Source organism: Undibacterium paludis (assembly GCF_022568815.1).
Lineage (GTDB): Bacteria > Pseudomonadota > Gammaproteobacteria > Burkholderiales > Burkholderiaceae_D > Undibacterium.
The window spans coordinates 21,208-44,804 of the sequence record NZ_JAKZHX010000004.1; the positions used below are offsets into that span (position 1 = coordinate 21,208).

General features: G+C 51.2%; 17 protein-coding genes and 2 pseudogenes. 12 read left to right on the forward strand and 7 right to left on the reverse strand.

What is annotated here, in order from left to right; all coding sequences use genetic code 11:
• Positions 1-7: 7 nt before the first annotated feature.
• Positions 8-646: a hypothetical protein gene (locus LZ463_RS08495; protein WP_241455192.1), complete on the forward strand. Its 639-nt coding sequence runs from the start codon at positions 8-10 to the stop codon at positions 644-646.
• 29 nt (positions 647-675) lie between these two features.
• Here the strand turns inward: LZ463_RS08495 and LZ463_RS08500 are convergent, their stop codons facing one another.
• Together LZ463_RS08500 and LZ463_RS08505 are read right to left on the reverse strand one after the other, a co-directional pair.
• The gene (locus LZ463_RS08500) at positions 676-2,853 is read right to left on the reverse strand and encodes a TonB-dependent receptor plug domain-containing protein (protein WP_241455193.1); all 2,178 of its coding nucleotides are present in this window, start codon (positions 2,851-2,853) and stop codon (positions 676-678) included.
• A gap of 221 nt (positions 2,854-3,074) precedes the next feature.
• A complete protein-coding gene (locus LZ463_RS08505; RefSeq protein ID WP_241455194.1) occupies positions 3,075-3,836 on the reverse strand; it encodes a type 2 periplasmic-binding domain-containing protein in 762 nt (253 codons plus the stop codon).
• A gap of 322 nt (positions 3,837-4,158) precedes the next feature.
• Here LZ463_RS08505 and htpG point away from each other — a divergent pair, with 322 nt between their 5' ends.
• Positions 4,159-6,066 carry a molecular chaperone HtpG gene (gene htpG / locus LZ463_RS08510; protein WP_241455195.1) on the forward strand — a complete coding sequence of 636 codons (1,908 nt, stop codon included), beginning with the start codon at positions 4,159-4,161 and terminating at the stop codon, positions 6,064-6,066.
• 110 nt (positions 6,067-6,176) lie between these two features.
• Here the strand turns inward: htpG and LZ463_RS08515 are convergent, their stop codons facing one another.
• Both LZ463_RS08515 and LZ463_RS08520 read right to left on the reverse strand, forming a co-directional pair.
• Positions 6,177-6,692 carry a DUF3016 domain-containing protein gene (locus tag LZ463_RS08515; RefSeq protein ID WP_241455196.1) on the reverse strand — a complete coding sequence of 172 codons (516 nt, stop codon included), beginning with the start codon at positions 6,690-6,692 and terminating at the stop codon, positions 6,177-6,179.
• 197 nt (positions 6,693-6,889) lie between these two features.
• Positions 6,890-7,327, reverse strand: coding sequence for an outer membrane lipoprotein (locus tag LZ463_RS08520; RefSeq protein WP_489686096.1), 438 nt, complete (start codon positions 7,325-7,327; stop codon positions 6,890-6,892).
• An 87-nt stretch (positions 7,328-7,414) separates the two neighbouring features.
• On the opposite strand from LZ463_RS08520, the gene LZ463_RS08525 reads away from it, so the two are divergent.
• Positions 7,415-7,936 carry a DNA-deoxyinosine glycosylase gene (locus tag LZ463_RS08525; RefSeq protein WP_241455198.1) on the forward strand — a complete coding sequence of 174 codons (522 nt, stop codon included), beginning with the start codon at positions 7,415-7,417 and terminating at the stop codon, positions 7,934-7,936.
• A 17-nt stretch (positions 7,937-7,953) separates the two neighbouring features.
• On the opposite strand, the gene LZ463_RS08530 is transcribed toward LZ463_RS08525, so the two are convergent.
• Positions 7,954-8,886: a hypothetical protein gene (locus LZ463_RS08530; RefSeq protein WP_241455199.1), complete on the reverse strand. Its 933-nt coding sequence runs from the start codon at positions 8,884-8,886 to the stop codon at positions 7,954-7,956.
• 308 nt (positions 8,887-9,194) lie between these two features.
• Between LZ463_RS08530 and LZ463_RS08535 the strand changes: the two genes are divergently transcribed.
• From LZ463_RS08535 to LZ463_RS29280, 5 genes and pseudogenes are all read left to right on the forward strand, one after another.
• A complete protein-coding gene (locus tag LZ463_RS08535; RefSeq protein ID WP_241455200.1) occupies positions 9,195-10,013 on the forward strand; it encodes a fused MFS/spermidine synthase in 819 nt (272 codons plus the stop codon).
• A gap of 23 nt (positions 10,014-10,036) precedes the next feature.
• A complete protein-coding gene (gene tfpB / locus LZ463_RS08540; protein ID WP_241455201.1) occupies positions 10,037-11,818 on the forward strand; it encodes a type IV pilus assembly ATPase TfpB in 1,782 nt (593 codons plus the stop codon).
• 88 nt (positions 11,819-11,906) lie between these two features.
• Positions 11,907-13,253: pseudogene (locus LZ463_RS29270) on the forward strand (CHASE domain-containing protein); the annotation flags it as partial.
• 159 nt (positions 13,254-13,412) lie between these two features.
• A pseudogene (locus LZ463_RS29275) lies at positions 13,413-14,102 on the forward strand (PAS domain S-box protein); the annotation flags it as partial.
• 15 nt (positions 14,103-14,117) lie between these two features.
• Positions 14,118-14,639, forward strand: a complete 522-nt coding sequence (locus LZ463_RS29280; RefSeq protein ID WP_489686097.1) for a sensor histidine kinase — start codon at positions 14,118-14,120, stop codon at positions 14,637-14,639.
• Here the strand turns inward: LZ463_RS29280 and LZ463_RS08550 are convergent.
• Positions 14,552-15,481, reverse strand: coding sequence for a sugar nucleotide-binding protein (locus tag LZ463_RS08550; protein ID WP_241455203.1), 930 nt, complete (start codon positions 15,479-15,481; stop codon positions 14,552-14,554). The two genes, LZ463_RS29280 and LZ463_RS08550, sit on opposite strands and share 88 nt — an antisense overlap.
• Positions 15,482-15,493: 12 nt before the next feature.
• On the opposite strand from LZ463_RS08550, the gene LZ463_RS08555 reads away from it, so the two are divergent.
• The 4 genes from LZ463_RS08555 (at position 15,494) to LZ463_RS08570 (ending at position 22,654) form a co-directional block, all read left to right on the forward strand.
• A complete protein-coding gene (locus LZ463_RS08555; RefSeq protein ID WP_241455204.1) occupies positions 15,494-16,519 on the forward strand; it encodes a CDP-6-deoxy-delta-3,4-glucoseen reductase in 1,026 nt (341 codons plus the stop codon).
• A 286-nt stretch (positions 16,520-16,805) separates the two neighbouring features.
• A complete protein-coding gene (locus LZ463_RS08560; RefSeq protein ID WP_241455205.1) occupies positions 16,806-18,002 on the forward strand; it encodes an acetylornithine transaminase in 1,197 nt (398 codons plus the stop codon).
• A 197-nt stretch (positions 18,003-18,199) separates the two neighbouring features.
• Complete coding sequence (locus tag LZ463_RS08565) at positions 18,200-20,194, forward strand: S9 family peptidase (RefSeq protein WP_241455206.1); 1,995 nt, start codon at positions 18,200-18,202, stop codon at positions 20,192-20,194.
• 141 nt (positions 20,195-20,335) lie between these two features.
• Entirely contained in the window at positions 20,336-22,654 is a 2,319-nt protein-coding gene (locus LZ463_RS08570) for a S41 family peptidase (protein WP_241455207.1), read from the forward strand.
• Between the two features lie 25 nt (positions 22,655-22,679).
• Here the strand turns inward: LZ463_RS08570 and LZ463_RS08575 are convergent, their stop codons facing one another.
• Positions 22,680-23,573, reverse strand: coding sequence for a LysR family transcriptional regulator (locus LZ463_RS08575; RefSeq protein WP_241455208.1), 894 nt, complete (start codon positions 23,571-23,573; stop codon positions 22,680-22,682).
• Between the last annotated feature and the right edge of the window lie 24 nt (positions 23,574-23,597).

Here is a 23,597-nt window from a genome sequence, read left to right on the forward strand (position 1 = left end):
AATAGAGATGTTCAACAATCCTGTTACATTCCAGACGACATTGATCTCCGCTCTGGTTGTGGCAACCGCCGGCCTGACAGTGCCGGCAGCCAGCATGGCCGCTGACTATATAGAGGGCAAGGACATCCCCGCTGACCTGCGTCCCTTGATACTGCCCAAAACCAAATTGCTGGCCTTTGTCGCCGCCGACCTCAATGGTGATGACAGGCTTGATTATGTGTTTATCCTGGAGAAGCAAAAAAGCCGCCCTGATGAAGAGCCCCTTACAGATGGCCAGCGCCCTTTGCATATTGCCATCCGCCAGGCGGATGGCAAACTGAAAGTCGTCAAGACCAATGACAAAGTGGTTTTCTGCTCCACCTGCGGCGGTGTGTTTGGTGATCCATTTGCTGACCTGAGAGCAGGCAAGAAAACTTTTACGGTTTCACACTATGGTGGCAGTGGCTGGCGCTGGTCCAATGACTTCCAGTTCAACTACTCCAGAAAAGACGATACCTGGCAACTGGTCAAGGTATCGGAATCAAGTTTCCATGCCGCCGAACCGGAGAAGGTAAAAGAAAAAACCTACACACCACCCAGGCATTTCGGCAAGATTGATATTGCTGATTTCGATCCCGAAAATTTCAAGGGTGTGGGAGCGAAATGAGGCCATGCCGTTAATGAGCATGGCAAATGCTACCAGCCCTTCTCCAGCGTCAACTTGATGCTCGCACTGGCTGGTGTGGTACTGCTGCGTATGACCCGCCCTTGCGCATCACTGTATTGCGAGGCCTGCAAAACATCCTGGTGCAGCAAATTGGTAGCAGACAGACGCAACTGGGTCTTGTTTTCCATTTTCCATAGCGCATATACATCGAGGTTACGGTTGACACTACTGTATGTGCGCAAACCTGTTGATTGCTGCACGGTTCCACCCGTTTGTATGTTCATATTCAAACCCATGGACTGTCGGGCACTGCGCCTGTAATCGAGGCCGAGATTGCCCGTCAGCGGCACCTGCTCACTGAGGCGGTTGTCGGGGCCGGGAATGGCATCTAGACGTGACCAGTTACGTGCAACATTGATGCGCACTTCCAGCGGCGGCACGTCTTTTAAAAAACCGCTCAGGGCAAATTTTGCATCTATTTCCAGGCCAAAAACTTGTGCCCTGCCCTGATTGAACGGTGAAGTAATCCATACACCATTTTGCTGGTAAAGCTTGCGCACTGTCACATCCTGCACCCGTTTGGCGTAGGCAGAAATGCTGAGCATACTGTCTTTGGCAAAATAAGATTCGTACGCCAGGTCAGCACCCCAGGCCAGTTCGGGCAAGAGCTCTGGATTACCCTGGAAGTCTGGATTATTGGGGCCATTATCATTATTGGCAGTATAACGGCGTGGTACCAGATTGCGTGTCAAGGGCGCCTTATAGGTACGTGACAGGGCAAAACGCAATTGGTCTTTGTCTTGATCCGGCAACTTCCACAACAATTGCATGACCGGACTCCAGACACTGGATCGTGTTTGTACGGCAGACATCAGCCGCCCTGTCGTGTCGGTTTTCAAGCCTTCCCAACGCAAGCCCAGATAGGCTTGCAGGCGCTCGCTGACATCCCATTCGTCCTGTGCAAACAGGGCGAGGCGACGAACGTCGGCGCGATATTCTTCATCAAGTTCATCTATCTTGCCAACTCCTGGCTGGCTGTCGTATTGCAGGCGCACTTCACTGCGTTGCGTCTGGGTCGCATCCCAGCCCAGAGCAAGGCTATGCGTTTCAAAAAAACGATTCAGGTATTTGCCACTGCTGCTGAGGCTACTGTCAATCGCATTTGACACCACGTGGCGATTGAAAGCCTGTTGCTGCAACTCCGGATAACCATAAAACTGGTAATCGGTTTCACGCTTGTTGTAGTTAAGGCCCAGCTTCGCATTGAGCTTGCTGTCCGCATCAATCCTGTGCGCCCAGTTCACATCGCTGCGCAGCATGCCCAAGTGAGAAGAGGCACGATAATGATTGTCAGGGTATTGTGTATGCTGGCCCAAGGTCAAAGTCTCATGATCAGCCCCCCAGTTCACATTGCGATAAAAGTCGAGCAGGCTCTGCCAGCTGATCGTGTCACCATTGTCCAGTTTCCAGTTCAAACGCGGCGTCAGTCCCAGTCTTAAAAAATCAGCCAGATTCTTTTGCCGTATCAGGCGCTGCGTGTTAAGAGCATCATGATCATCGTAGACAAGTTCCTCCACCACCGGGTTGTTTTCATAGCCTGTTCTGGACAAGGCGCCCGTCAGGGAATAAGACAGGCCACCATATTGATCCGAAACCTCCATGGACAAGGAAGGATTCCAGTTATTTTCACCATGGGCAATACCGAGCTTGAATTCTTTCCGGGCCTGGCTCAGTGCTTTTTTCATGATGATATTGATGGTGCCGGCGACTGCCTGCGCACTGAATTCTGCCGTGGTGGTACGCAGGATTTCTACCCGTTCTATCATTTCGGGTGTAATACTGTCGAGGGAAAACCCAGGGGCGACCGGGTCGCCATTCAACAATATCTGCGTATAACCGGCTCCAAGACCGCGCAGGCGCAACTCATTCCCCACGACAGACACGCCTGGCTGGCGTTTGAGTACTGCTGACAGCTGATTATCGCCATATTGCAAGAGTTCGGCATTGCTGATGACGATTTTTGCAGCCGTATCATTTTTTCTTTGTGTTACCGCACCAGGGCCAGTAACTTCTACAGTTTGCACCGCAGGTATGTCACCCTTACTGGTGAGAGGCAGGTCGGCTGCCAGAATGTCTCGGGCAAGAAACCCCGTCAGGCAGGATGCGAAAAAATAAGGGAATTGACTTCTTGAAGCTAGGCAGGGCATGGCTATAAATTCTTGAACGGAGTGAGTGGAAACAGATGCTGTCAGCAACTATGCTTTGCTGAGGGACGCATTATGATGCAGGCAAGACAGGCTCAAAACCGACGTGTGACAAAAACCCGAATTGACGTGATTGCAATAAATAGAGCTGCAGCCCCCCCTTGGACGAGGCAAAGAGAAAACCACAGGCAGCGGACAGAAATTGCGGTGAGTAAATAATCCGGCTATTTGGCGGTTTGCGATCCCGACCTGGGATCTTTCATGAAATCATCAAGAATACGTGTAATGCTGCCATCATTCTTCATGGCGAGCAACGATGAACTGATGGCCCTGGCAGCCGGACTGGAAGCAAATTCCGGACGTACACGCATGACATGCGAACCATAAGAAATCACCAGACCAGAACTCAATATATCGCGCAAACCGATTTTTTCTGCGGCAGCAAGAATGGCCGGTTGGCTGCCGACAACGCCGGCAATGCGCCCTATTTCCAGCATGCGCAAACCGTTTTCCAGGGTATTGATTTCCACCTTCTTGACGCGCTCATCCTGGGCAAAATTTCCATAGCTGAGCCGACGCATCATGCCTATGCCTTTTTCAGAGGACAGGTTAATCAAATCCTCATAGTTTTTCAGCACCGCGCCACGCTGGGCAACCACGATGATGGGGAACTGGGTTACCTCTGACAAGATGCTGCCGTCGCGGTCAGTGAAATTCTCTGCCTGGGAAATGCTGTATGCCTCAGTGTCAGCAGGAAACAGCAAAATATGACGGGAACTGGGTACGATGACCAATTCTATGGCAACACCTGAGCGCCTGCGCAATTCATTGGCTATGCGTACGTTGATACCATCATAAACTTTCCTGCCTTCTTTAAAAAAGGCGAAAGGGGCAACCTCTGTCAAATACAGATTAACGGCTTGTGCAGTCTGTACCAAACCGCATACCAGGCAAAAGAATAGCGAACTCAATACTTTGGGCAACATTGATCACGCTCCACCTGCAAAATGCCGACAAGGACTTACAGTAGAGTCTAGCGAGATTTTGTATAAATCACAAATCATTGACATGGCCTGGATAAAAAATACCTGGCTTGGGCAAGTTTGCTGCCTGTTGTGAATATTTCTCTCTGCATGCTCCCCGGAAAGCCTGATAAGGATGGATAAACAGCAATATTTCCATGCGTTTTAAACAATTATCTTGAAATCTCGGGAAACGGCCTCATTTGCCTGCTCATGCATAGCCAGCCAGAACCTGGTGGTGCGCAGCCGATAAACACTTATATCAATGAAATCTTTGAGGGAAACCATGTCAGAAAAGCAAACCCTGGGCTTTCAGGCCGAAGTAAAGCAGTTGTTGCAATTGATGATTCATTCCTTGTATTCCAACAAGGAAATCTTTTTACGCGAACTGATTTCGAATGCGTCCGATGCCTCGGATAAATTGCGCTTTGAAGCGATCAACAATGCCAGCCTGTTTGAAAATGATCCTGAACTGCAAATCCAGGTCAGCTTTGATAAGGCGGCACGGACTATTACCATTGCCGACAATGGCATAGGCATGAGCAAGGCTGATGCGATTGAGCATCTGGGCACGATAGCAAAATCTGGCACCAAGGAATTTTTTGGCAAACTGTCCGGCGACCAGCAAAAAGATGCCGCCATGATAGGTCAGTTCGGCGTCGGTTTTTACTCAGGCTTCATCGTTGCCGACCGCATCACAGTTGAATCGCGCCGTGCCGGCTTGCCAGCTGACCAGGCGGTACGTTGGGAATCCGAAGGTGCAGGTGATTTCAGCGTTGAAGATATAGAAAAAGTTGGCCGTGGTACCAGCATCACCCTGCATTTGCGTGAAGGTGAAGATGAATTCCTCTCTGCCTGGAAACTGAAATCCGTCATCCGCACGTATTCCGACCATATCTCGCTGCCCATCAAGATGCAGAAAGAAGAATGGGATGAAGAAAAGAAAGAGCAAGTCCTCAAAGATGAACTGGAAACAGTCAACCAGGCCAGTGCCCTATGGGCACGCAGCAAGTCTGAGATCACCCCTGAGCAATATGACGAGTTCTACAAGCATGTATCACATGACTACACCGCTCCGCTAACACATACGCACAACCGTGTTGAAGGTCGGAGTGAATACACGCAATTGCTGTACATCCCTTCCCGTGCACCATTTGATATGTGGGACCGCAACAAACGCGGTGGCATCAAGCTGTACGTAAAACGTGTCTTCATCATGGATGATGCAGAACAGTTGATGCCGGTCTATCTGCGCTTTGTCAAAGGCGTTATCGACTCGAACGATCTGCCATTGAATGTCTCACGCGAAATCCTGCAGGAAAGTCGTGACATCAAGGCAATACGTGAAGGCTCGACCAAGCGTGTACTTGGCATGCTGGAAGACCTGGCCAATGCTGACGGTGATGACGCACAGACCAAGAAAGACAAATACACGACATTCTGGAAAGAATTCGGCCAGGTACTGAAAGAAGGTATAGGTGAAGACCATGCCAATAAAGACCGTATCGCCAAGCTGTTGCGTTTTGCCTCCACCCATAATGACAGCGATGCACAAACCGTGTCACTGGCAGACTACCTGGGTCGCGCCAAAGAAGGTCAGGACAAGATTTACTATGTGACGGCAGAAAGCTATGCAACCGCCAAGAACAGCCCGCACCTGGAAATCTTCCGTAAAAAAGGTGTCGAAGTTCTGCTGTTGACCGATCGCGTCGATGAATGGATGCTGTCTTACCTGACTGAGTTCGAAGGCAAGGAACTGGCTTCTGTCGCCAAAGGTGGTCTGGATCTGGGTCAACTTGAAGATGAAGCAGAAAAGAAACAGCACGAAGCAACCGAAACCGAGTTCAAGGACCTGGTAGAAAAGATGAAAACCGCGCTGGCTGACAAGGCCAAGGACGTACGCGTGACCTTCCGTCTGACAGATTCACCGGCCTGCCTGGTAGCGGATGAGCATGACCTGTCAGGTAACCTGGCTCGCATGCTGAAAGCCGCCGGTCAAAGCGCGCCAGAATCCAAACCTATCCTGGAAGTCAATCCTGATCACCCGCTGGTACAAAAGCTCAAATACGAAGAAGCCAAATTTGCCGACTGGTCACATATCCTGTTTGACCAGGCCTTGTTGGCTGAAGGCGGCAATCTGAGCGACCCCAGCAGTTTCGTCAAACGTCTCAATGAAATGTTATTGAGTAAATAAGTACTCTGCCGTGCCTGCTTACCTGAAGAGCGGCGACAATAAAAAAAACGGACTCTGCGAAGAGTTCGTTTTTCATTGACCGATATCTTACAATGCCCTTTGTCAGCCGCTTATTTATCTGAGCGCTCTGGGAAAACCTTGTCACGCTGCTGGCGTTTGAACCAGTCGCGCAACATCTGCTCTTCAAACTGGAAGCTGGTATGACCGGTAGCAACACCCAGGCGCAACATGAAACCCATGTCTTTGACATCTTCCGTACCTGATGCGACGCTCTTGCCTTCGGCATCCTTTAGCTCATAAGTAAAATTCATGCGCGGCCAATACAAATCCTTGATCACGCGCACATCATTCATGGAGCGATGGAAGAAAGGCCGGACATCGCCTGCCAGGTCAACGTCGGTCACATTAACATCCCATTGATAACCATCCGGCAGCTTTTTGGCAAGATCAACAAATACCTGATCCAGTTCCTTGATCACACGATCTCTGAAATCAGTCTTGGTTTCATTGCTGGGACGAATGTCGGTATATTTTTCTGGATCCTGCCAGGTGACCTTGACTTCACCGGCTTGTACCTGCCCCACCAGGGCAGTAGCAATAATCACAGTAGTAGCAAACTTTTTCATGTCAATCTCCTTAGCTGGACTCCTCATTATCAATGGCGTTGTTCCTGACAATGTTCCTGTTGTTTCAGGCATGACCTGAATACATGGGACGATAGGGATAGCATAGTCCAATATGGCAAAAACGACCAGACATGCCGGTCGTTTTGTGGGTGGAATTTTGAAACAGACTTTGTCCGAAATTTTACTTAATGTGTCACTCAGTGTGTGACCCTCGTAGTGCGGCCATTCGACAGCAAACGTACGCGTTCACCTGACTGAAACGGCTCATCAGCATCCTGGGTGATCGCTTTCAGATCGCCATTGTCAAGCCTGACTGTGATTTCCAGACCGCGCACCATACTGGCATTTCTTTCCATGTTCTGGCCTATCATCCCACCGGCAACAGCGCCGACTATTGCTGCAGCAACAGCGCCATTACCCTTGCCAATGGCAGAACCGGCAGCCAGCCCGCCCAATGCTGCACCAGCAGCTGTACCAACGCCGCTCTGCCCCCTATCTATCATTACTTCGCGAACCGACTCCACATAGCCCATGCGCACAGTCTGCTCATTCTGCACCTGTCTTGGACCATATATGCTGCCCGAATTATGCGTATGAACGGCACAGGCGCTCAAGCTTGCGACTACGACCAACATCAATATGCGTTTCAAGATAAACTCCTTCACAAATTTCCCGACACTTTCAACGGTTATCTCGCTATAACGGTTTATCAGGAGCTTAGGTTGACGGCAAAAGCAATAACAACAGCAATCACTGATGCACGCAAACGTTGTTTTGACCCGGTAACCAACCGGCAAACCCGGCTATTAATACTGGGCAGCCTGCCAGGTGAGACATCGCTGGCACAACAACAATATTATGCCAACAGGCAAAATCGTTTCTGGACACTGATGTCAGCCCTGCTTGAGCAAGACTTGCTGGTGCTGGCTTATCCAGCACGCCTGCAGACATTGCAGGCGCACGGCGTGGGTTTGTGGGATGTGGTCGCCGAGGCGCAACGTCAGGGCAGCCTAGACAGCAGCATACGTGAACGCAGTGACAATGACTTGCCCGGCTTGTTGAAAACCCTGCCACAACTGAAGACAATCGCCTTCAATGGTGGCACTGCAGCAAAACTGGGTTTGAAAATATTGGGACAACAGGCACGCGATTACCGGATAGTGCAGTTGCCTTCCAGCAGTCCTGCCTATACCCTGGCATACAAAGAGAAACTGCGTTTATGGCAGCAATTGCTGCCGTTTTAACCACTCGCAGACTGCGCTTATTTCACTACCGTTCTTGGCATGGCAGGGATGGTATCTGCCAACAACTGGGTTTCGCCAGCGTGGTAGACAATTTCGTCAGCGACAGGCCTGGCGTTTTTCAGGCTGCCATCCTTGCTGAGTTTGTAGCCACTATCCGTGCGCACATAATATTGCTCGGTCTTTTTCTTGTTGCGCTTGTCGTCAGCACCTTCATTGCTGATCGTGCTTAGTTTCAGCACAAAGTAGTCATCATTGTCTTTTTGTACAAAACTGATCTTGCTCGTACGCTCCCAACATGCACGCATGCCGCTGTCACCCTGTTCGGCAGGATCGTCGCTGCAAGTCCCGCTATTACTGCCGCCAGTATCAAGATCCAGTACCTTACCCGGTTTGGTGTCACTCAAGGCAATCAGGAAGGCATAGTCATTCGTATAGCCCTGGTGCACATCACCACCTTCAAACAGCAAGCCATATTTATCCTGCCCCAGACGTATCAGGCGACTGCCTGGCGCAGAGCCGTGTGAACCTGCCGTAGCGACTTCCTTCTTACCTTTTTCAAATACCCATTGCCTGCCATCATGGGCAAAAATGTACACGGATATCTGTGCTGCCGTGGCGTGGTTTTCTTCCACCACGCCATCAAGTATTTGCTGGCGCTGCACAGCCAGCACGGCTTTTTTCTGGCCACCTTCGGTATATGTTGCCGTGAGCAAGGCTGTGGCCAGGGTATCGGCCTCTTTCATGTCCCAGTTGCGGGTATTCTTTTCTGGCAGCAAAACACCGTGCTGCTTTTCATTGTAGGTGCCAAAAATTGCCAGCATGGCGGTGTCAGCATTGAAGACCTCCGGCTTGGCCGTGTCAACCGGTCCCTGCCGGAACAATACCGCGGCCGTACCACCGACCAAAATCAACAGCAACAGAGCCTGTACCAGGATTTTCTTATATTTCATTTTGCAGATTTATTTGAAGCGCAGACATTTGAAGTACGGGCGTCTGCTGACCACGTTCCCGTACCAAAAACCACAGAAGCAGAAACAGGAAAGGGGAAAAAGGGCAGGATTTTAACCGATCAGGCACCACAACTGCGCAATAAAATATTTACAACTGTAACGCCAGCATACATGTGTGGCGGCGGAAGGTATTGCGGCCCCGCAAAAAAACCAGCACTTGGCTTGATTTTCCAGTGAAAACACTGCCCTGTACCTGGAATGATGTAAATTTGCTTTTTAAGCGCAGCCTGACTGGTTAAAATACGCAGATGCTAATTAAACGAAAATCCATAGAGGCCGAGGGCAATCATCGCTCCGGCCCCAAAGCTGCGGCACTGAAAAAACCTGGCCGCAAACCCAAATTCGCCCCGGTGACGCTGTCCGAGCTTGATGGCGTACGTTTTCTGCACTTTGGTACGGAATGGGTGCAGGGCGCCATGCGTCTGCGCAAACCCGATGCGATAGAGCTCGAATATGCGCAACAGATGATGGCCTGGATGCTGTTCATCGACACGCCACAGCATATAGTGCAACTGGGCCTGGGGACAGGAGCCCTGACCAAATTTTGCTATCGCCAGTTTGAATCGGCGCAGGTGACTACGGTTGAACTCAACCCTTCCGTGATCGCGATTTGCGAGAGCATGTTCAAGTTACCGCAAAACGATGAGCGCCTGCAAGTATTGGAAATGGATGCGATGGACTTCGTTGATGACACCGGCAATCACGGTCGTTTTGATGCGATACAGGCAGATCTGTACGATGCAACGGCGCGCGGCCCGGTTCTCGACAGCGCCGAATTTTACCAGGCCTGCGCCAACTGCCTCACAGATGAAGGTATATTGACGGTCAACCTGTTCGGCGACCACCCCAGCTATGCCCGCAATCTGAAAGCCATGCGTTTTGCCTTTGAGCAGGTGCTCTGTCTGCCGGAAGTCCATGAAGGCAATGTCGTGGCGCTCGCTTTCAAGCAAAAGCCTGAGCTGGATTTTGCTGCACTGTATGAAAAAGCGGAACAAATCAAAGCCAATACCAAATTGCCTGCCAAATCCTGGGTCAACGGACTCAAGGCAGCTTGTGACCCAAAATAAATAGACAGAAACGGCCATAATCCATGAACAAAACAGCACACCGTAGCCTGAATTTGCAGCAAATTTTCACCTGGCTGATGGCCGACGGTGTCATCCCGAAAGAAGAAGCCAAAGTCCAGTTTCATGCTACCCAGGGCATACTTAAAAATGGCCCGGCAACCATGCATCCCCTGACTGCCGTAGCACAGGCGAAAATTCATGCTGCCAAAGAGCCGCATATCCTGCTGACGCTTGACTGGCTGACTGAATGGGTGGCTGGCAAGGTAAATGTGCCCTTCTATCGTATTGATCCTTTGAAAATCGATTTCACCAGCGTGTCTGACGTGATGTCTTCATCGTACGCGACACGCTTCAACATTTTGCCGGTTGAATCGACTTCATCCACTGTCGTCATCGCCACGACCGAGCCTTATAACACCGAGTGGCAGCAAGAAATACTGAAATTCACCCGGAAGGAAATACGCCTGGTCATGGCGAATCCCCTGGAGATTTCACAGTACATCGTACAATTCTTTTCACTGGCGAAATCGATCAAGGATGCGCGCAAGGCAAACAAAAATGACGCCAATCTGCGCCAGAACTTTGAGCAGCTCATCGAAATTGGCAAGACCAACAAGCAGGTTGACGCCAATGACCAGCACATCGTCAATATTGTCGACTGGCTGTGGCAGTTTGCCTTTGACCAGCGTGCTTCGGATATTCATCTGGAACCCAAGCGTGATATCTCTATCATCCGCTTTCGTATCGACGGCGTACTGCACCAGGTGTACCAGGTGCCGGCAACCATCATGATTGCGATGACGGCCCGCATCAAACTGCTGGGCCGTATGGACGTGATTGAAAAACGCCGCCCACAAGATGGCCGTATCAAGACCAGGACCAATGACGGGCAAGAGGTTGAATTACGTCTGTCCACCTTGCCAACCGTGTTTGGCGAAAAAATGGTTATGCGTATTTTTGACCCGGAAGTCGTGGTCAAGACCCTGCCTGAACTGGGCTTCCCCATCAACGACGCCAGGCGCTGGGATCACCTGACCAGCAAACCGCACGGCATTATCCTGGTCACCGGCCCTACCGGTTCCGGCAAAACCACGACCCTGTACACTACGCTGAAAGCGCTGGCGACACCCGACGTCAATGTCTGTACCGTCGAAGACCCTATCGAGATGGTGGAAGGCTCGTTCAACCAGATGCAGGTGCAGTCATCGATAGACCTGGGCTTTGCCGACGGCATACGCGCCCTGATGCGTCAGGATCCCGACATTATCATGGTCGGTGAGATTCGCGACCTGCCCACGGCAGAGATGGCCATACAGGCTGCCCTGACAGGCCATCTGGTCCTGTCCACCCTGCATACCAATGACGCGCCATCAGCCATCATGCGTCTGCTTGAACTTGGCGTGCCATACTATCTGCTGGAGGCCACCATCATCGGCATCCTGGCGCAGCGTCTGGTTCGTACCCTGTGCGTACACTGCAAGACCGATGACGGAGAAATGCAGGACGCCGTATGGGAAACGCTGGCCGAAGGATGGGGCATAGCCAAACCGGAAAAAGTGTATCGCCCGGTGGGCTGCCCTGAATGTCGCCAGACTGGCTTCATGGGACGTACCGGCCTGTATGAATTGTTGACCGTCACCCTGCCTTTCAGCAAACTGATCACCGAAAATGCCGACATCCATGCCCTGCGTGCGCAAAGCATCAAGGATGAAATGAAACCCTTGCGCATAGCCGGTGCTTATAAGATCATAGAAGGGGTGACCACAGCAGATGAGGTATTGAAAGTCACTTCTTCCCTGATTTAAGCTTATTGGACTTGATTGCCTGGTCTGTCAATAGAATTTTGTAGCGACGTCTTGTAGCTCCTGTTGCAGTTTTCCAAGGTGAAAAGGAATGCATTCAACGCCGGCAAATGATACCCAGCGACTGTTCCAGAAAATACTGGCAGTCGCCATTGTCTATGCGGTGCTTGGTCGCCTTTCGCTTTTGCTTGCCATTCCACCCGGTTATTCGATCGCGATTTACCCGCCAGCCGGCGTCGCCCTTGGCATGGTGCTGACCAGTGGCTACCGCCTTTTACCAGGCGTCGCCGCCGGCGCCTTTATCGCCAACATCCTGATCAACCTCGATTTTTCGGGCGCTATAAGCGGCAGCTCCATCCTGGCGTCCGCCATCGTTGCCGGCGGAGCGTCCTTGCAGGCAGCATTGGGTTACAGGCTGATCACCAGAAAACTGCAAGGCAATCTTGCCCTTGATACCGACAAGGCGATTTTCTGGTTTTTTATCTATGGCGGCGCGGTTGCCTGCCTGGTCAACGCCAGCATCAGCGTCACGGCACTGGCCAGCCTTGGCGTGATAGCCTGGTCAGAATTTCTCAATAACTGGATAGGCTGGTGGACTGGCGACACCTTCGGTGTACTGACCGTCACACCTATCGTCATGGTCATTTTTGGCAAACCAAGAGAAATCTGGTTTGCCAGACGCTGGAACGTCTTGCTGCCCCTGCTGGTCTGCCTGTTGCTGGTGATTACCGCCTTTACGTTTACCCGTTACCGCGAAGAGCAGAAGCAACAACTGGAATTCCGCCTGAAGGCAGAACGTGTAGGACAAAACCTGCAAAACCGGCTGGATAGTCATTCTGACATTCTGCATAACATAGAGCGTCTGTACGCCAGTTCCATCGAAGTCAGCCGCAGTGATTTTGCCACCTTCGTCAGCCATACCCTGCAAAACCAGAAAGCCATTTCTTACCTGTCCTGGGTACCCAGGGTCACACATCAGCAAAGGGAAAAATTCGAGGTGTCAGTACTGAGGGAAGGTTATGCCAGCTTTCAGATACATGAAATTGACACACAGAAAAATCTGATAGAAGCCAGTATCAGGGATGATTATTACCCTATCCGCTATCTGGAGCCTTTCGCTGAAAACAGTCACATGTTTGGCTATGACATGGGATCAAGCGTGGTACTCAGGAATGCGATTGAAGATGCACGCGACAGCGGTAACCTCACCGTATCGGACCCGATTGCCACGATAGACAGTAATGGCAGGCAGCAACTGCAGGTATTGCTGTGCGCACCGGTTTATTCAAATGGCAAGACAGTCACTAACATGGAGCAGCGCAAGGCAGCATTTTCTGGTGCGGCAGTCAGCATGATCAGGATGGACGGCGTCATCAAGGAAATTCTGTCGTATGAAGACTTGAGTAATGTCCATATCAAGTTTTACGACCTGTCCTACCCCAGTAAAAAAGGCGTTTTCGTTGACGAGATTAACCAGCTTGACCACCGCTTCCTGTTCCAGTCCACCATCAATTTCGGCGGAAAACAATACGCTTTCATTGCCCAGCCTTCTACCGAATACTGGCGCTCACATATTGCCTGGATCACCTGGATAACCATGATAGGCGGACTGTTGTTTACCGGCTTGCTCGGTGCCTACCTGCTTGTGGCAACAGCCCATACCTTTGGCATAGAAAATCTGGTTGCACAAAGAACTGCGCAACTCCATCATAGTGAAGAACGCCTGCGCACCATACTCGACAATGCGGCCGAAGGAATACTGACCACGGATGAAAAAGGCATCATAGAATCGGCCAATCATTCGGCAGAAATTCTGCTCAAATATGTGCATGACAAACTGGTCTCCATGAACATACGCAGCCTTTTCCCGGACCAGGCAGCGCAGGAATTTCTGGAGAGCCATCTGCGACCTGTCCACACTGAAGACATATTGACGGAAGCTGAAAAAAACAGTCGGCAAGAATTGCTGGCGCAACAGAAAGACGGACAATTCATCCCTGTTGAACTGGCCATCACACGTGTTCATCTGGGCGCCAAGGTATTGCACGTCATTATTTTGCACGACCTGTCTGAAAAGAAACGCATAGAAAAACTGAAGACAGAATTTGTCTCTGCCGTTTCACATGAGTTGCGAACACCACTGACATCAATACGTGGCGTGCTTGGTTTGCTGGTTGGTGGTGTCGCAGGCGCCATCCCTGACAAGGCGCAATCCCTGTTGTTGATGGCGAATGATAATGCCTCGCGCCTGACCACCCTGATCAACGATCTGCTCGACTTTGAGAAGCTGGAATATGGCAACATGCAATTTCATTTTGAAATTGCTTCCCTGCCTGATCTGATTCAACAGACGATACAGGCCAATCTCGGTTATGCACAAAGCTTTGGCATAGGCTTGCGCTACAGCATGCAACTGGACCAGGTTGTGATGGTCAGGGTGGATAGCCAGCGATTCATACAGGTAGTCACGAATCTGCTTTCAAATGCCATCAAGTTTTCAGGCGAGAATGGCCAGGTCGATGTACGCATCATCGTCCACAAAGACAAGGTCAAAGTAGAAGTACAAGACTACGGCATAGGCATATCGGAAGAATTCAAAAGCAGCATCTTCCAGAAATTTACCCAGGAAGACGCCAAGTCTGCCCGTAAATATGCCGGTACTGGTCTAGGACTGAGCCTGTCCAAAACCATGATAGAAAAAATGGGTGGACAGATAGGCTTCACCAGCCAGGAAGCTCAAGGCTCATGCTTCTTTATCATCTTGCCGATAGTCGATTTGCATGCAGAAGCAGCCGCGGCAACCCCATCTGCAACCGAAGCATAAAGCAAGCGTGCACCCAGCTCGGTTTTGATGCGCTCATTACTCATGCGTCGCGACTCAGACATGAAGGACAACAGGACCGGGCTGACTTGCTGCGCCAGTTCGTCCCGTGGCAGACGTGGCGGACGGGGCAGCTCAAAAGCATCCGCTACCAGGTCAAAATAGGCTGCCATCTTGAGTTCACTATCATCAACGGCATGATAGACACGATTCGGTGCCGCGCGAAACAGAGCCAGCCTGATCAGGGCAGCCAGGTCGTCCGCATGAATATGGTTGGTAAAAACATCATCCTGCGCTGACAACGCAGGCGTAGCTTTTTGCAAACGCTCAATCGGCAACCTGTCGGCTGCATAAATCCCTGGTACGCGTAATATGGACAAAGTCGAACGGGTACGTCTGGCCCAGGCGCGCAAACTGGCTTCAGCCGCTACCCGTCGCCTCGCCCTGGCATTCTGTGGCCTGACTGGCCGGGTTTCATCAAACATTGCACCACCACAGTCGCCATACACACCTGTCGTGCTGACATAAACAAGGCGGCTCTTGTCAGGTAAAATGGCGGTCAAATTTTGTGTGCGCTGATCTGTTTCACCTTCATTGCGTGGTGGCGCCAGGTGTACGACCCAGCTTGCCAGACCTGCCAGACGAGCCAGGGTGTGCGCCTGATCAAGGTTAGCCAATACTGGTACAGCGCCAGCTGCACGCAGTTCGTCGAAGCGGCTGGACTGACTGGTCAGTGCATAAATGCGGAAACGCTCACGCAATAACGGCAACAATCGCATGCCTACGTCGCCGCAACCTATGATCAGCAGGCGTGGCTTGCCGATTTTATTTAATTTTTTTTTCATGTACAGGATTGTATGACTTTTCAAGTAACTGTATCGCCCAGTGGTCGCCAATTTCAATGCGAAGCCGATGAAACCGTACTGGCTGCGGCCCTGCGTTCCGGCATCATCCTGCCTTATGGTTGCAAAAACGGCGCCTGCGGTTCCTGCAAGGGCAAGGTCGTCAGCGGCAAGCTCGTCCACGGCCCGCATCAGCAACGCGCCCTGCCTGAGGAAGAAGAAGCACAGGGCATGGCCTTGTTTTGCTGCGCCAGACCTGAGGCTGACCTCAATATAGAGGCGCGTGAAATCGTCGCTGACGGCGATTATCCGGTCAAGAAAATGCCCAGCCGCATTGCAAAGCTGGAAAAACTGTCTGAAGACGTGATGCTGATCGCCCTGCAACTGCCCGCCAATGAACGCCTGCAATACCGCGCCGGTCAGTATATAGAATTCATGCTGAGGGATGGCAAGCGCCGCAGCTATAGCATGGCCAACGCACCTCACCTCGACGAACACATCACCCTGCATGTACGTCACATGCCGGGTGGCCTGTTTACCGACCAGGTATTCTCGACTCTGAAAGAGCGTGACATCCTGCGCTTTGAAGGCCCGCAAGGTACTTTCTTCCTGCGAGAAGACAGTGACAAACCTATCATCCTGCTGGCTTCCGGCACCGGTTTCGCTCCCATCAAGGCCCTGGTCGAGCAATTGATCCATATAGAATCAACACGTCCTGTCCATCTCTATTGGGGTGGCCGCCGTCCGGCAGATCTGTACATGCATGCCTTGTGCCAGCAATGGGCGACAGAGTTGCCACATTTTACATATACTCCCGTCATCTCCGATGCATTGCCAGAAGACAACTGGTCTGGTCGCAGCGGCTTTGTCCATCAGGCTGTCATCGCTGACCACGCCGATATGTCGGGCTACCAGGTGTATGCCTGCGGTGCTCCCATTGTGGTCGAATCAGCAAAACGTGACTTTGCGGCACTTTGCCAGTTACCGGCTGACGAATTTTATGCCGACTCATTTACCTCGGAAGCGGATCTGGCCGCTTGATTTGACATTTGAATATTTTTTTAAATTCAATGAAAATTTATTTTGACGCAGTGCGCAAAACGTCCTAATATCCGCTTTATGAAAATTTTTACTGACATGTCCTCACCAAATATTGCACGACGTCGCGTCTCGCTATGCGAGCCTGGGCCTATGTGCGAGTGAGCGTGCGCGTAAAGCTGCACCACGAGTATCCAGCCACAGGCTCTGTCCTGTGGCTTTTTTTTTGCCACACCAAATACCAAACACACCATCACCCAACCACTGTAACGAGCTTAGGAGTCTAGAAATGGAATTCAGTCAGTACAACGTAAATTCCCTGATGTACATCACACCACGCCCAGAACTGGTATTCACTGAGGGCAAAGGCATGTGGCTGACTGACCATCAAGGCAAGCGATATCTCGATTACCTGCAAGGCTGGGCCGTCAATTGCCTGGGCCATTGCCCCGATGTCATCCATGAAGCCCTGGTCAGCCAGTCCAAAAAGCTGTTGAACCCGTCACCGGCTTTCTACAATGCTCCCATGGTGGAGTTCGCTGACCTGCTGACCAAAAATTCCTGTTTCGACCGGGTATTTTTTACCAATAGCGGCGCCGAAGCCAATGAAGGCGCCGTCAAGCTGGCGCGCAAGTGGGGCCAGTTGAACAAAAATGGCGCTTATGAAATCATCACCTTTGACCACGGCTTCCATGGCCGTACCCTGGCGATGATGTCAGCCTCTGGCAAACCAGGCTGGGATACGATTTTTGCTCCACAGGTCAGCGGCTTCCCCAAAGCCGACCTCAATGACATTGCGTCTGTAGAAAAACTGATCACGGACAAGACCGTCGGCGTCATGCTGGAGCCAGTTCAAGGCGAAGGCGGCGTGATACCAGCCAGCCCTGAATTCATGCAGGCATTGCGCGCCCTCACCAAGAAGCACGGCATCTTGCTGATCGTCGATGAAGTTCAGACCGGCATGGGCCGTACCGGTGAATTGTTTGGCTATCAACTGTCCAATATCGAACCCGACATCATGACCCTGGCCAAGGGCATAGGCGGCGGTGTGCCGCTCGGCGCCCTGCTCTGCCGTGAAGAAATTGCCTGCTTCGTGCCCGGTGACCAGGGCGGTACTTATAACGGCGCACCTTTGATGGCGGCGGTCGGTATTGCTGTCTTCAAGGAAATCACCAAGCCCGGCTTTCTCGCTTCCGTCAAGGAAAAGGCAGATTACCTCAGCAAGCAACTACAAGCCCTGTCCGATGAATTTGGCATGCAGGGCGAACGCGGTTTTGGTTTGCTGCGCGCCCTGAAACTGGGTGAAGATATAGGCGGCAAACTGGTTGAAACAGCACGTAAGCTGGAGCCGGTTGGCTTGCTGATCAATTCACCTCGCCCAGACCTGTTGCGTTTTATGCCGTCCCTGAATGTGACGATTGAAGAGATTGATCAACTAATCAGCATGCTGCGCATCACCATACAAGAAGTTAAAAAACAGGCATAAGCAACACTTCAGTACCAGCGAGCCACGCTAGAAGCCATCAGCAGTACATCTGCTGATGGCTTTTTTATTGCGAATAATAACTTGTCGCCTGACCAGGCTGCACGGTAAATACATCCTGACTATTTATTTCCTGACGGTCACATTTGTATTTTTTGAATATGTATAATGCATGACTTTTATCCCCAAAGAAAGCACGCATGAATACCCGTTCACAGCTTTATCTTTCCAAAATCGCACTCGCGGTATTGAGCAGTGCATGTTTGCTTTCGGCCCCATTATCAACAGCTTTTGCTGCCGAGCCAATCCCGGTAGCCGATTTTTTCAGGCAAGCCCAGTTCAGTGATGCCAAACTGTCGCCAGATGGCAAAAACATTGCCATGATCATGAAAGGTGCCAATGACCGCATGGTGCTGGCTGTGCTTGAAGTTGGTCAGTTGCGTCCTGAAATCATCGCCAATTATGAAGACAAAGATGTGCGCTCCTTTCACTGGATCAATAATGAACGGCTGGTCTATGACCTGATCAATCTGCAGCACCAGGAGGTTGAACGTTTCTTCGGTCCCGGCCTGTACGCCGTCAACAAAGATCGCAGCAAACGCATGCGCCTGGTGACACACCGCTTCTCTGGCAAACGTGACCAGGTGGAAGGGAAAGAGCTGCCATGGTACACGCGCTATCTTGATATCGCTCATGGTTCCGCTTCACCTGATGTATTCGTCATTCAGAGTGTAGAAGCCGGCTCCGACGTGCATGATCTGTATCGCCTCAATACCCTGACCGGCAACACCGAACTGATCCCACGGCCTGGCAAGGTTACTCAGTGGCTCATCGACAAGGCTGGCGTACCGCGCATAGCCGTCGCTATAGAGGCGGACAAATCCATCATTTTTTATAAAGATCCGAAAACCGATGCCTGGCGCAAGCTGGCGACATCAGACTGGACATCTGACGACAGGATCACCCCTGTATTTTTCAGCCCTGAGGGCGATCTGTACGTACGGGCAAGAAAAGGCCAGGACACCAACTCCCTGTATCGTTATGACCTGGAGAAAAACCAGCTGGATACTGAACCGGTGATTTCACTCAAAGGCTATGACTTTGCCGGCCAACTGATTTATAACGGCCCACAAAAGAAAGTACTGGGACTGCGCTATGAAATGAGCAGACCGGCCACTATTTGGTTTGATGAGGCCATGGTTGCCAGACAAAAAGAAGTCGATGCACTGCTACCGCATACAAACAACTCTTTGCATTTCCCGTCTGATCTGCGAACCAATATCGCCATTGTCCATTCTTCTTCTGATGTGGTACCCGGCATCTGGCAACTCTATGATTTCAGCACGCACAAAATGACACGCCTGGGAAATAGCAAGCCTGACATCAAGCCGGAGCAGATGGCTGAAAAAGAAATGCTCAGCTACGCAGCACGTGATGGCATGCAGATACCGGTCAACCTGACCCTGCCCACCGGCAGCAATGGCAAAAACCTGCCTGCCGTGGTGCTGGTACACGGCGGCCCCTATTTGCGCGGCAATCACTGGGGCTGGAACCCGCAGGTACAATTCCTCGCTTCGCGCGGTTATGCCGTGATTGAGCCCGACTATCGCGGCAGCACCGGCTATGGAAACAAACACTTCCGTGCCGGTATCAAGCAATGGGGCTTGGCCATGCAGGATGATGTGGCAGATGCGGCCAAATGGGCTGTAGCCCAAGGTTATGCTGATCCGCAAAGAATATGCATAGCCGGCGCCAGCTATGGCGGTTATGCCACCCTGATGGGCCTGATCAGGAACCCTGATATTTTCCGTTGTGGCATAGAGTGGGCCGGCGCCACTGATATCAATCTTTTATACGATATCCACTGGAGTGACTTTTCGGATGAATGGAAATGGTATGGCATGCCCGTCCTGATCGGAGATCAAGTCAAGGACGCAGCACAATTGAAAGCCACCTCACCGCTTGAAAATGCCGCCAGACTGACCCGGCCCCTGCTGATGGCCCACGGCAGCAAAGATGTACGTGTGCCGATAGATCACGGCAAGAAGTTTTATAAAGCCGTGCAGGATAAAAACAAGGATGTAGAATGGGTAGAGTATGCCGAAGAAGGTCATGGCTTTCATCTGCTGAAAAACAATATCGACTTCTGGACCAGGATAGAAAAATTCCTTGATAAAAACATAGGCCCCAAATAGATCAACATGGATTCCCATAGATCACAAGAGATCACAACAAACCAGACAAGAAGGCCACGCAAGTGGCCTTCTTCGCGTATGAATCCCGTGCAATAGCAGCCCACATTCTGCAAGAATAAGACGATCCCGTTATACGAAATCATGATCAAAAAATTTTTTGGCTTTTCAACTGCTATCCTGCTTGTTGTCACTACCCATGCCACAAATGCTGCGACTGTAGATTACGTCCCCACAAATCAGACACTAACCCCGCGCTTTGATACCGCATCAAGGCCAGGGCAATTACACAATGCCTGGCAGGTCGAAGGCAAGTCCACGAGCATCAGCTTGCAGGTTGACACGCGAGCAGGTAACAAGGGCCGGGTTTTGTTATTGCACAATCGTGTCGCCAGTCAATCTATTACGCTGAGCCAGCAAATCGATGCAAGACCCTGGCGTGGCAAGATAGTAGAAATCTGCGGTGATATCAAAGTCGATACCAAAGCCGACGTCATCCTGCCAGGCAAATCAGGTCTGTGGATACGAACGGACATCATTGGCGGTAGTTTGCGACTGGCCGGCACTTATCAACTCCCTTTGTCAGGAAATTGGCAAAGAGCCTGTGCAAGTATCGCCGTCGACCGTGCCGCCAACCAATTGAGCTTTGGCACAGATTCGGACAGCAAGGGAAAAATCTGGTTTGCCAATCTGCATGTACGTGAAACAGCAAACGTCGCCAGATCACGCATCGATGACCCTGGCAGCAGGGCATTGACTGCCGGCGAATTGCAAAATTTGCACGCCCTGGCCAAGGCTGTCGGTTATATCAGATATTTTCATGCCAGTGACGCGGCAACAAAACTGCACTGGAGCAAATTTATACAAAAAGCTGTTCCTGTCGTAGCGGCTGCACAGTCAGCAAAAGAGTTGGCACAAATTCTGCAGCACTTGTTTGAGCCTTATGCACCAGATGCACAATGGCTGGAACAAGCGCTCACGCCAAAAGAAATGCAACGTCCTGATGCCGCCAGCTATCAACTCAAATGGGTGCACTATGGCCTTGCCCAGCGTAGTGACTTTTATCATAGCGAGCGCGTATACGAAACCCTCGACACCAATGTCAACAATAGTGCGAGTACAAAGCATGGCGTTCAACTCAATCAATTTGCGCTGAATAAACAAGTGAGTTTGTGGATGCCTGCCATGGTATTTGCAGATCAGGCAAAAAAGACCATACCGGTAACACAAGCCGATAGCAGTTTGAATTTACCCGATTTGCCACTGCAAGATATAGAGCCTGACTTTAGCGGCAATGATCGTATCACTAGGCTGGGTAACGCCATGCAGGCTTGGAATGCCTTGCGCCATTTTTATCCCTACAACGACATCATCGAAATAGCATGGGACAAGGAACTGGACAAACTCCTGCAATCGGCGTCCAGCGACCAGGATGAAAAAGCATTTACTCACACATTGATGCGCTTCGTTTCCGTATTGCGCGACAGCCATGCCCGCATTACCGGCCCGAGAGAGCAGGATACCCACGTGCCCAGAGTTAAAATCAAGATGGTGAACGGAGTACCCATCGTCGCCAACTTTCGATTCCCTGGCGCTCCTGATGCAGAGCAGTTGATCCCGTTTGGCAGCGAAATCATCGCCTTGAATGATCAAGCTGTTGGGCAAAGGCTGGCCGTCATACTGGAAGAAAATGCAGCTGCAACTGCCACATCGCAAGCTGGCATATTCGGCGTAGAGTTGTTACTTGGCCCAAAAAACTCGAGGCTCAGCGTCCGCTACAAGGACATGGAGGGACGAGAACATGACAAGATGTTGGTACGTGACGCAGATGTCACCACCCTCAATGAAAGCAGTTCGCTCAAAAAAGTCCAGCATCTGGACAAGGGTATCTGGTATGTCAACGTGGATGAAGCCAGTGAAACAGATATCGATCAGTTACTGGCAAAATCAGGCGGGACAAATGTCGTCAGAGGTATCATTTTTGACGTCAGGGATTATGTGAACGTCAGCAGCAGTTTTTTGAAATATTTTTCCAAAGCACCACTGATCTGGCCCTTGTTCAATATACCTGTAGTCAGCAAACCCGACCAGGTTGACATGCTGTGGAAGGCCTATCGAGCCCAAATTCAGCCAGGCCAACCACATAGAACGGCCAAACTTGTTTTTCTAATCAGTGAAAAAACCGTTAGCGCAGCAGAAACCCTGATGTCCATGGTTGAATATCACAAGCTTGGTGCCATCGTCGGAACAGAGACAGCCGGCTCAAACGGCAATATCAGTGTCCTGCCACTGCCTGGCGGATATAAGGTATTCTGGACCGGCATGCAGGCGCTGAAGCAGGATGGTTCGCGTTTCCACGGTATTGGCATCATCCCGACCGTACGCATCGGTGACAGTTTTGCCGATGTCATATCGGGTCGTGATGTTGTGCTTGAAAAAGCACTGCAACTCTTCGGGCAATAAAAAATAAATAAATAAATCAATGGCCTTAGCCTGAAGTAAATAACCTCTCCTGTAAAAAGGCCACGAAAGTGGCCGTTTTCAATGCCAGCCAGTCACGCGCAGGGTAGACGGCGTAGACTGGCGAACCGCTGGGCAACTGATAGTCTTCCAATACCTGAACCAGCGCTCCGCTTTGCATATGGGTGCTGACCAGCAGTCTGTCTATCAGCAGTATGCCAGCACCGGCACAGGCTGCCGTCACCAGGGCAATGCCATTATTGGACTGGAACAGACTGTTCACCCTGACTTTTTCCAGGGCGCCATCCTTGAGCAGACTCCATTCATCATGCGCCCTGCCCGCATTGACATACAGGATGCAGGAATGCCGCGCCAGGTCGCTGGCAGACTGTGGCTTGCCAGCCTGTGCCAGATAAGATGGCGCAGCACAAATGATGCGCTGGCTATCGACCAGTTTGCGGGCAATCAGGCTGGAATCATCAAGGTGGCTGACACGGATGGCCACGTCAATCTGTTCGGCAATCAGGTCTATCAACCGGTCTTCCACCTGCAAGGCAAAATCGATTTGCGGATAGCGCTGACAAAACTCCATCATCACCGGTACCAGTCTGCTGACTGCCGGCATGGGACAAGTGACACGCAGGCGCCCCTTGACTTCTTGCTGGTGCTGTCCGGCCATTTGCTCGATATTTGCCAGGGCGGCATCAATGCGCTGGGCCTCATGCAACACCTGTTCGCCAATTTCAGTCAGGGTCAGCTTGCGGGTGGACCTTTGTATCAGACGTGCACCAAGATCATCTTCCAGTTTGGCAAGTTGCCGTGATAACAAAGACTTGCCGCAGCCGAGCTGAGTCGCCGCCTTGCTGATGCTACCGGCACGGATGATGGAGGCAAATGCCGCCAGGTGTTGCGGATTTAGCATGGCAAATCCCTTCAATTGTCTCAT

Bases quoted from the DNA above. Each gene is read 5' to 3' on its own strand.
- LZ463_RS08500 (WP_241455193.1), bottom strand. From the start codon at position 2,853: ATGCCCTGCCTAGCTTCAAGAAGTCAATTCCCTTATTTTTTCGCATCC.
- htpG (WP_241455195.1), top strand. From the start codon at position 4,159: ATGTCAGAAAAGCAAACCCTGGGCTTTCAGGCCGAAGTAAAGCAGTTG.
- LZ463_RS08555 (WP_241455204.1), top strand. From the start codon at position 15,494: ATGACTTTTCAAGTAACTGTATCGCCCAGTGGTCGCCAATTTCAATGC.
- LZ463_RS08565 (WP_241455206.1), top strand. From the start codon at position 18,200: ATGAATACCCGTTCACAGCTTTATCTTTCCAAAATCGCACTCGCGGTA.
- LZ463_RS08530 (WP_241455199.1), bottom strand. From the start codon at position 8,886: ATGAAATATAAGAAAATCCTGGTACAGGCTCTGTTGCTGTTGATTTTG.
- tfpB (WP_241455201.1), top strand. From the start codon at position 10,037: ATGAACAAAACAGCACACCGTAGCCTGAATTTGCAGCAAATTTTCACC.
- LZ463_RS08505 (WP_241455194.1), bottom strand. From the start codon at position 3,836: ATGTTGCCCAAAGTATTGAGTTCGCTATTCTTTTGCCTGGTATGCGGT.
- LZ463_RS08535 (WP_241455200.1), top strand. From the start codon at position 9,195: ATGCTAATTAAACGAAAATCCATAGAGGCCGAGGGCAATCATCGCTCC.
- LZ463_RS08495 (WP_241455192.1), top strand. From the start codon at position 8: ATGTTCAACAATCCTGTTACATTCCAGACGACATTGATCTCCGCTCTG.
- LZ463_RS08570 (WP_241455207.1), top strand. From the start codon at position 20,336: ATGATCAAAAAATTTTTTGGCTTTTCAACTGCTATCCTGCTTGTTGTC.
- LZ463_RS08520 (WP_489686096.1), bottom strand. From the start codon at position 7,327: ATGTTGGTCGTAGTCGCAAGCTTGAGCGCCTGTGCCGTTCATACGCAT.
- LZ463_RS08550 (WP_241455203.1), bottom strand. From the start codon at position 15,481: ATGAAAAAAAAATTAAATAAAATCGGCAAGCCACGCCTGCTGATCATA.
- LZ463_RS08560 (WP_241455205.1), top strand. From the start codon at position 16,806: ATGGAATTCAGTCAGTACAACGTAAATTCCCTGATGTACATCACACCA.
- LZ463_RS08575 (WP_241455208.1), bottom strand. From the start codon at position 23,573: ATGCTAAATCCGCAACACCTGGCGGCATTTGCCTCCATCATCCGTGCC.
- LZ463_RS08515 (WP_241455196.1), bottom strand. From the start codon at position 6,692: ATGAAAAAGTTTGCTACTACTGTGATTATTGCTACTGCCCTGGTGGGG.
- LZ463_RS29280 (WP_489686097.1), top strand. From the start codon at position 14,118: ATGCAATTTCATTTTGAAATTGCTTCCCTGCCTGATCTGATTCAACAG.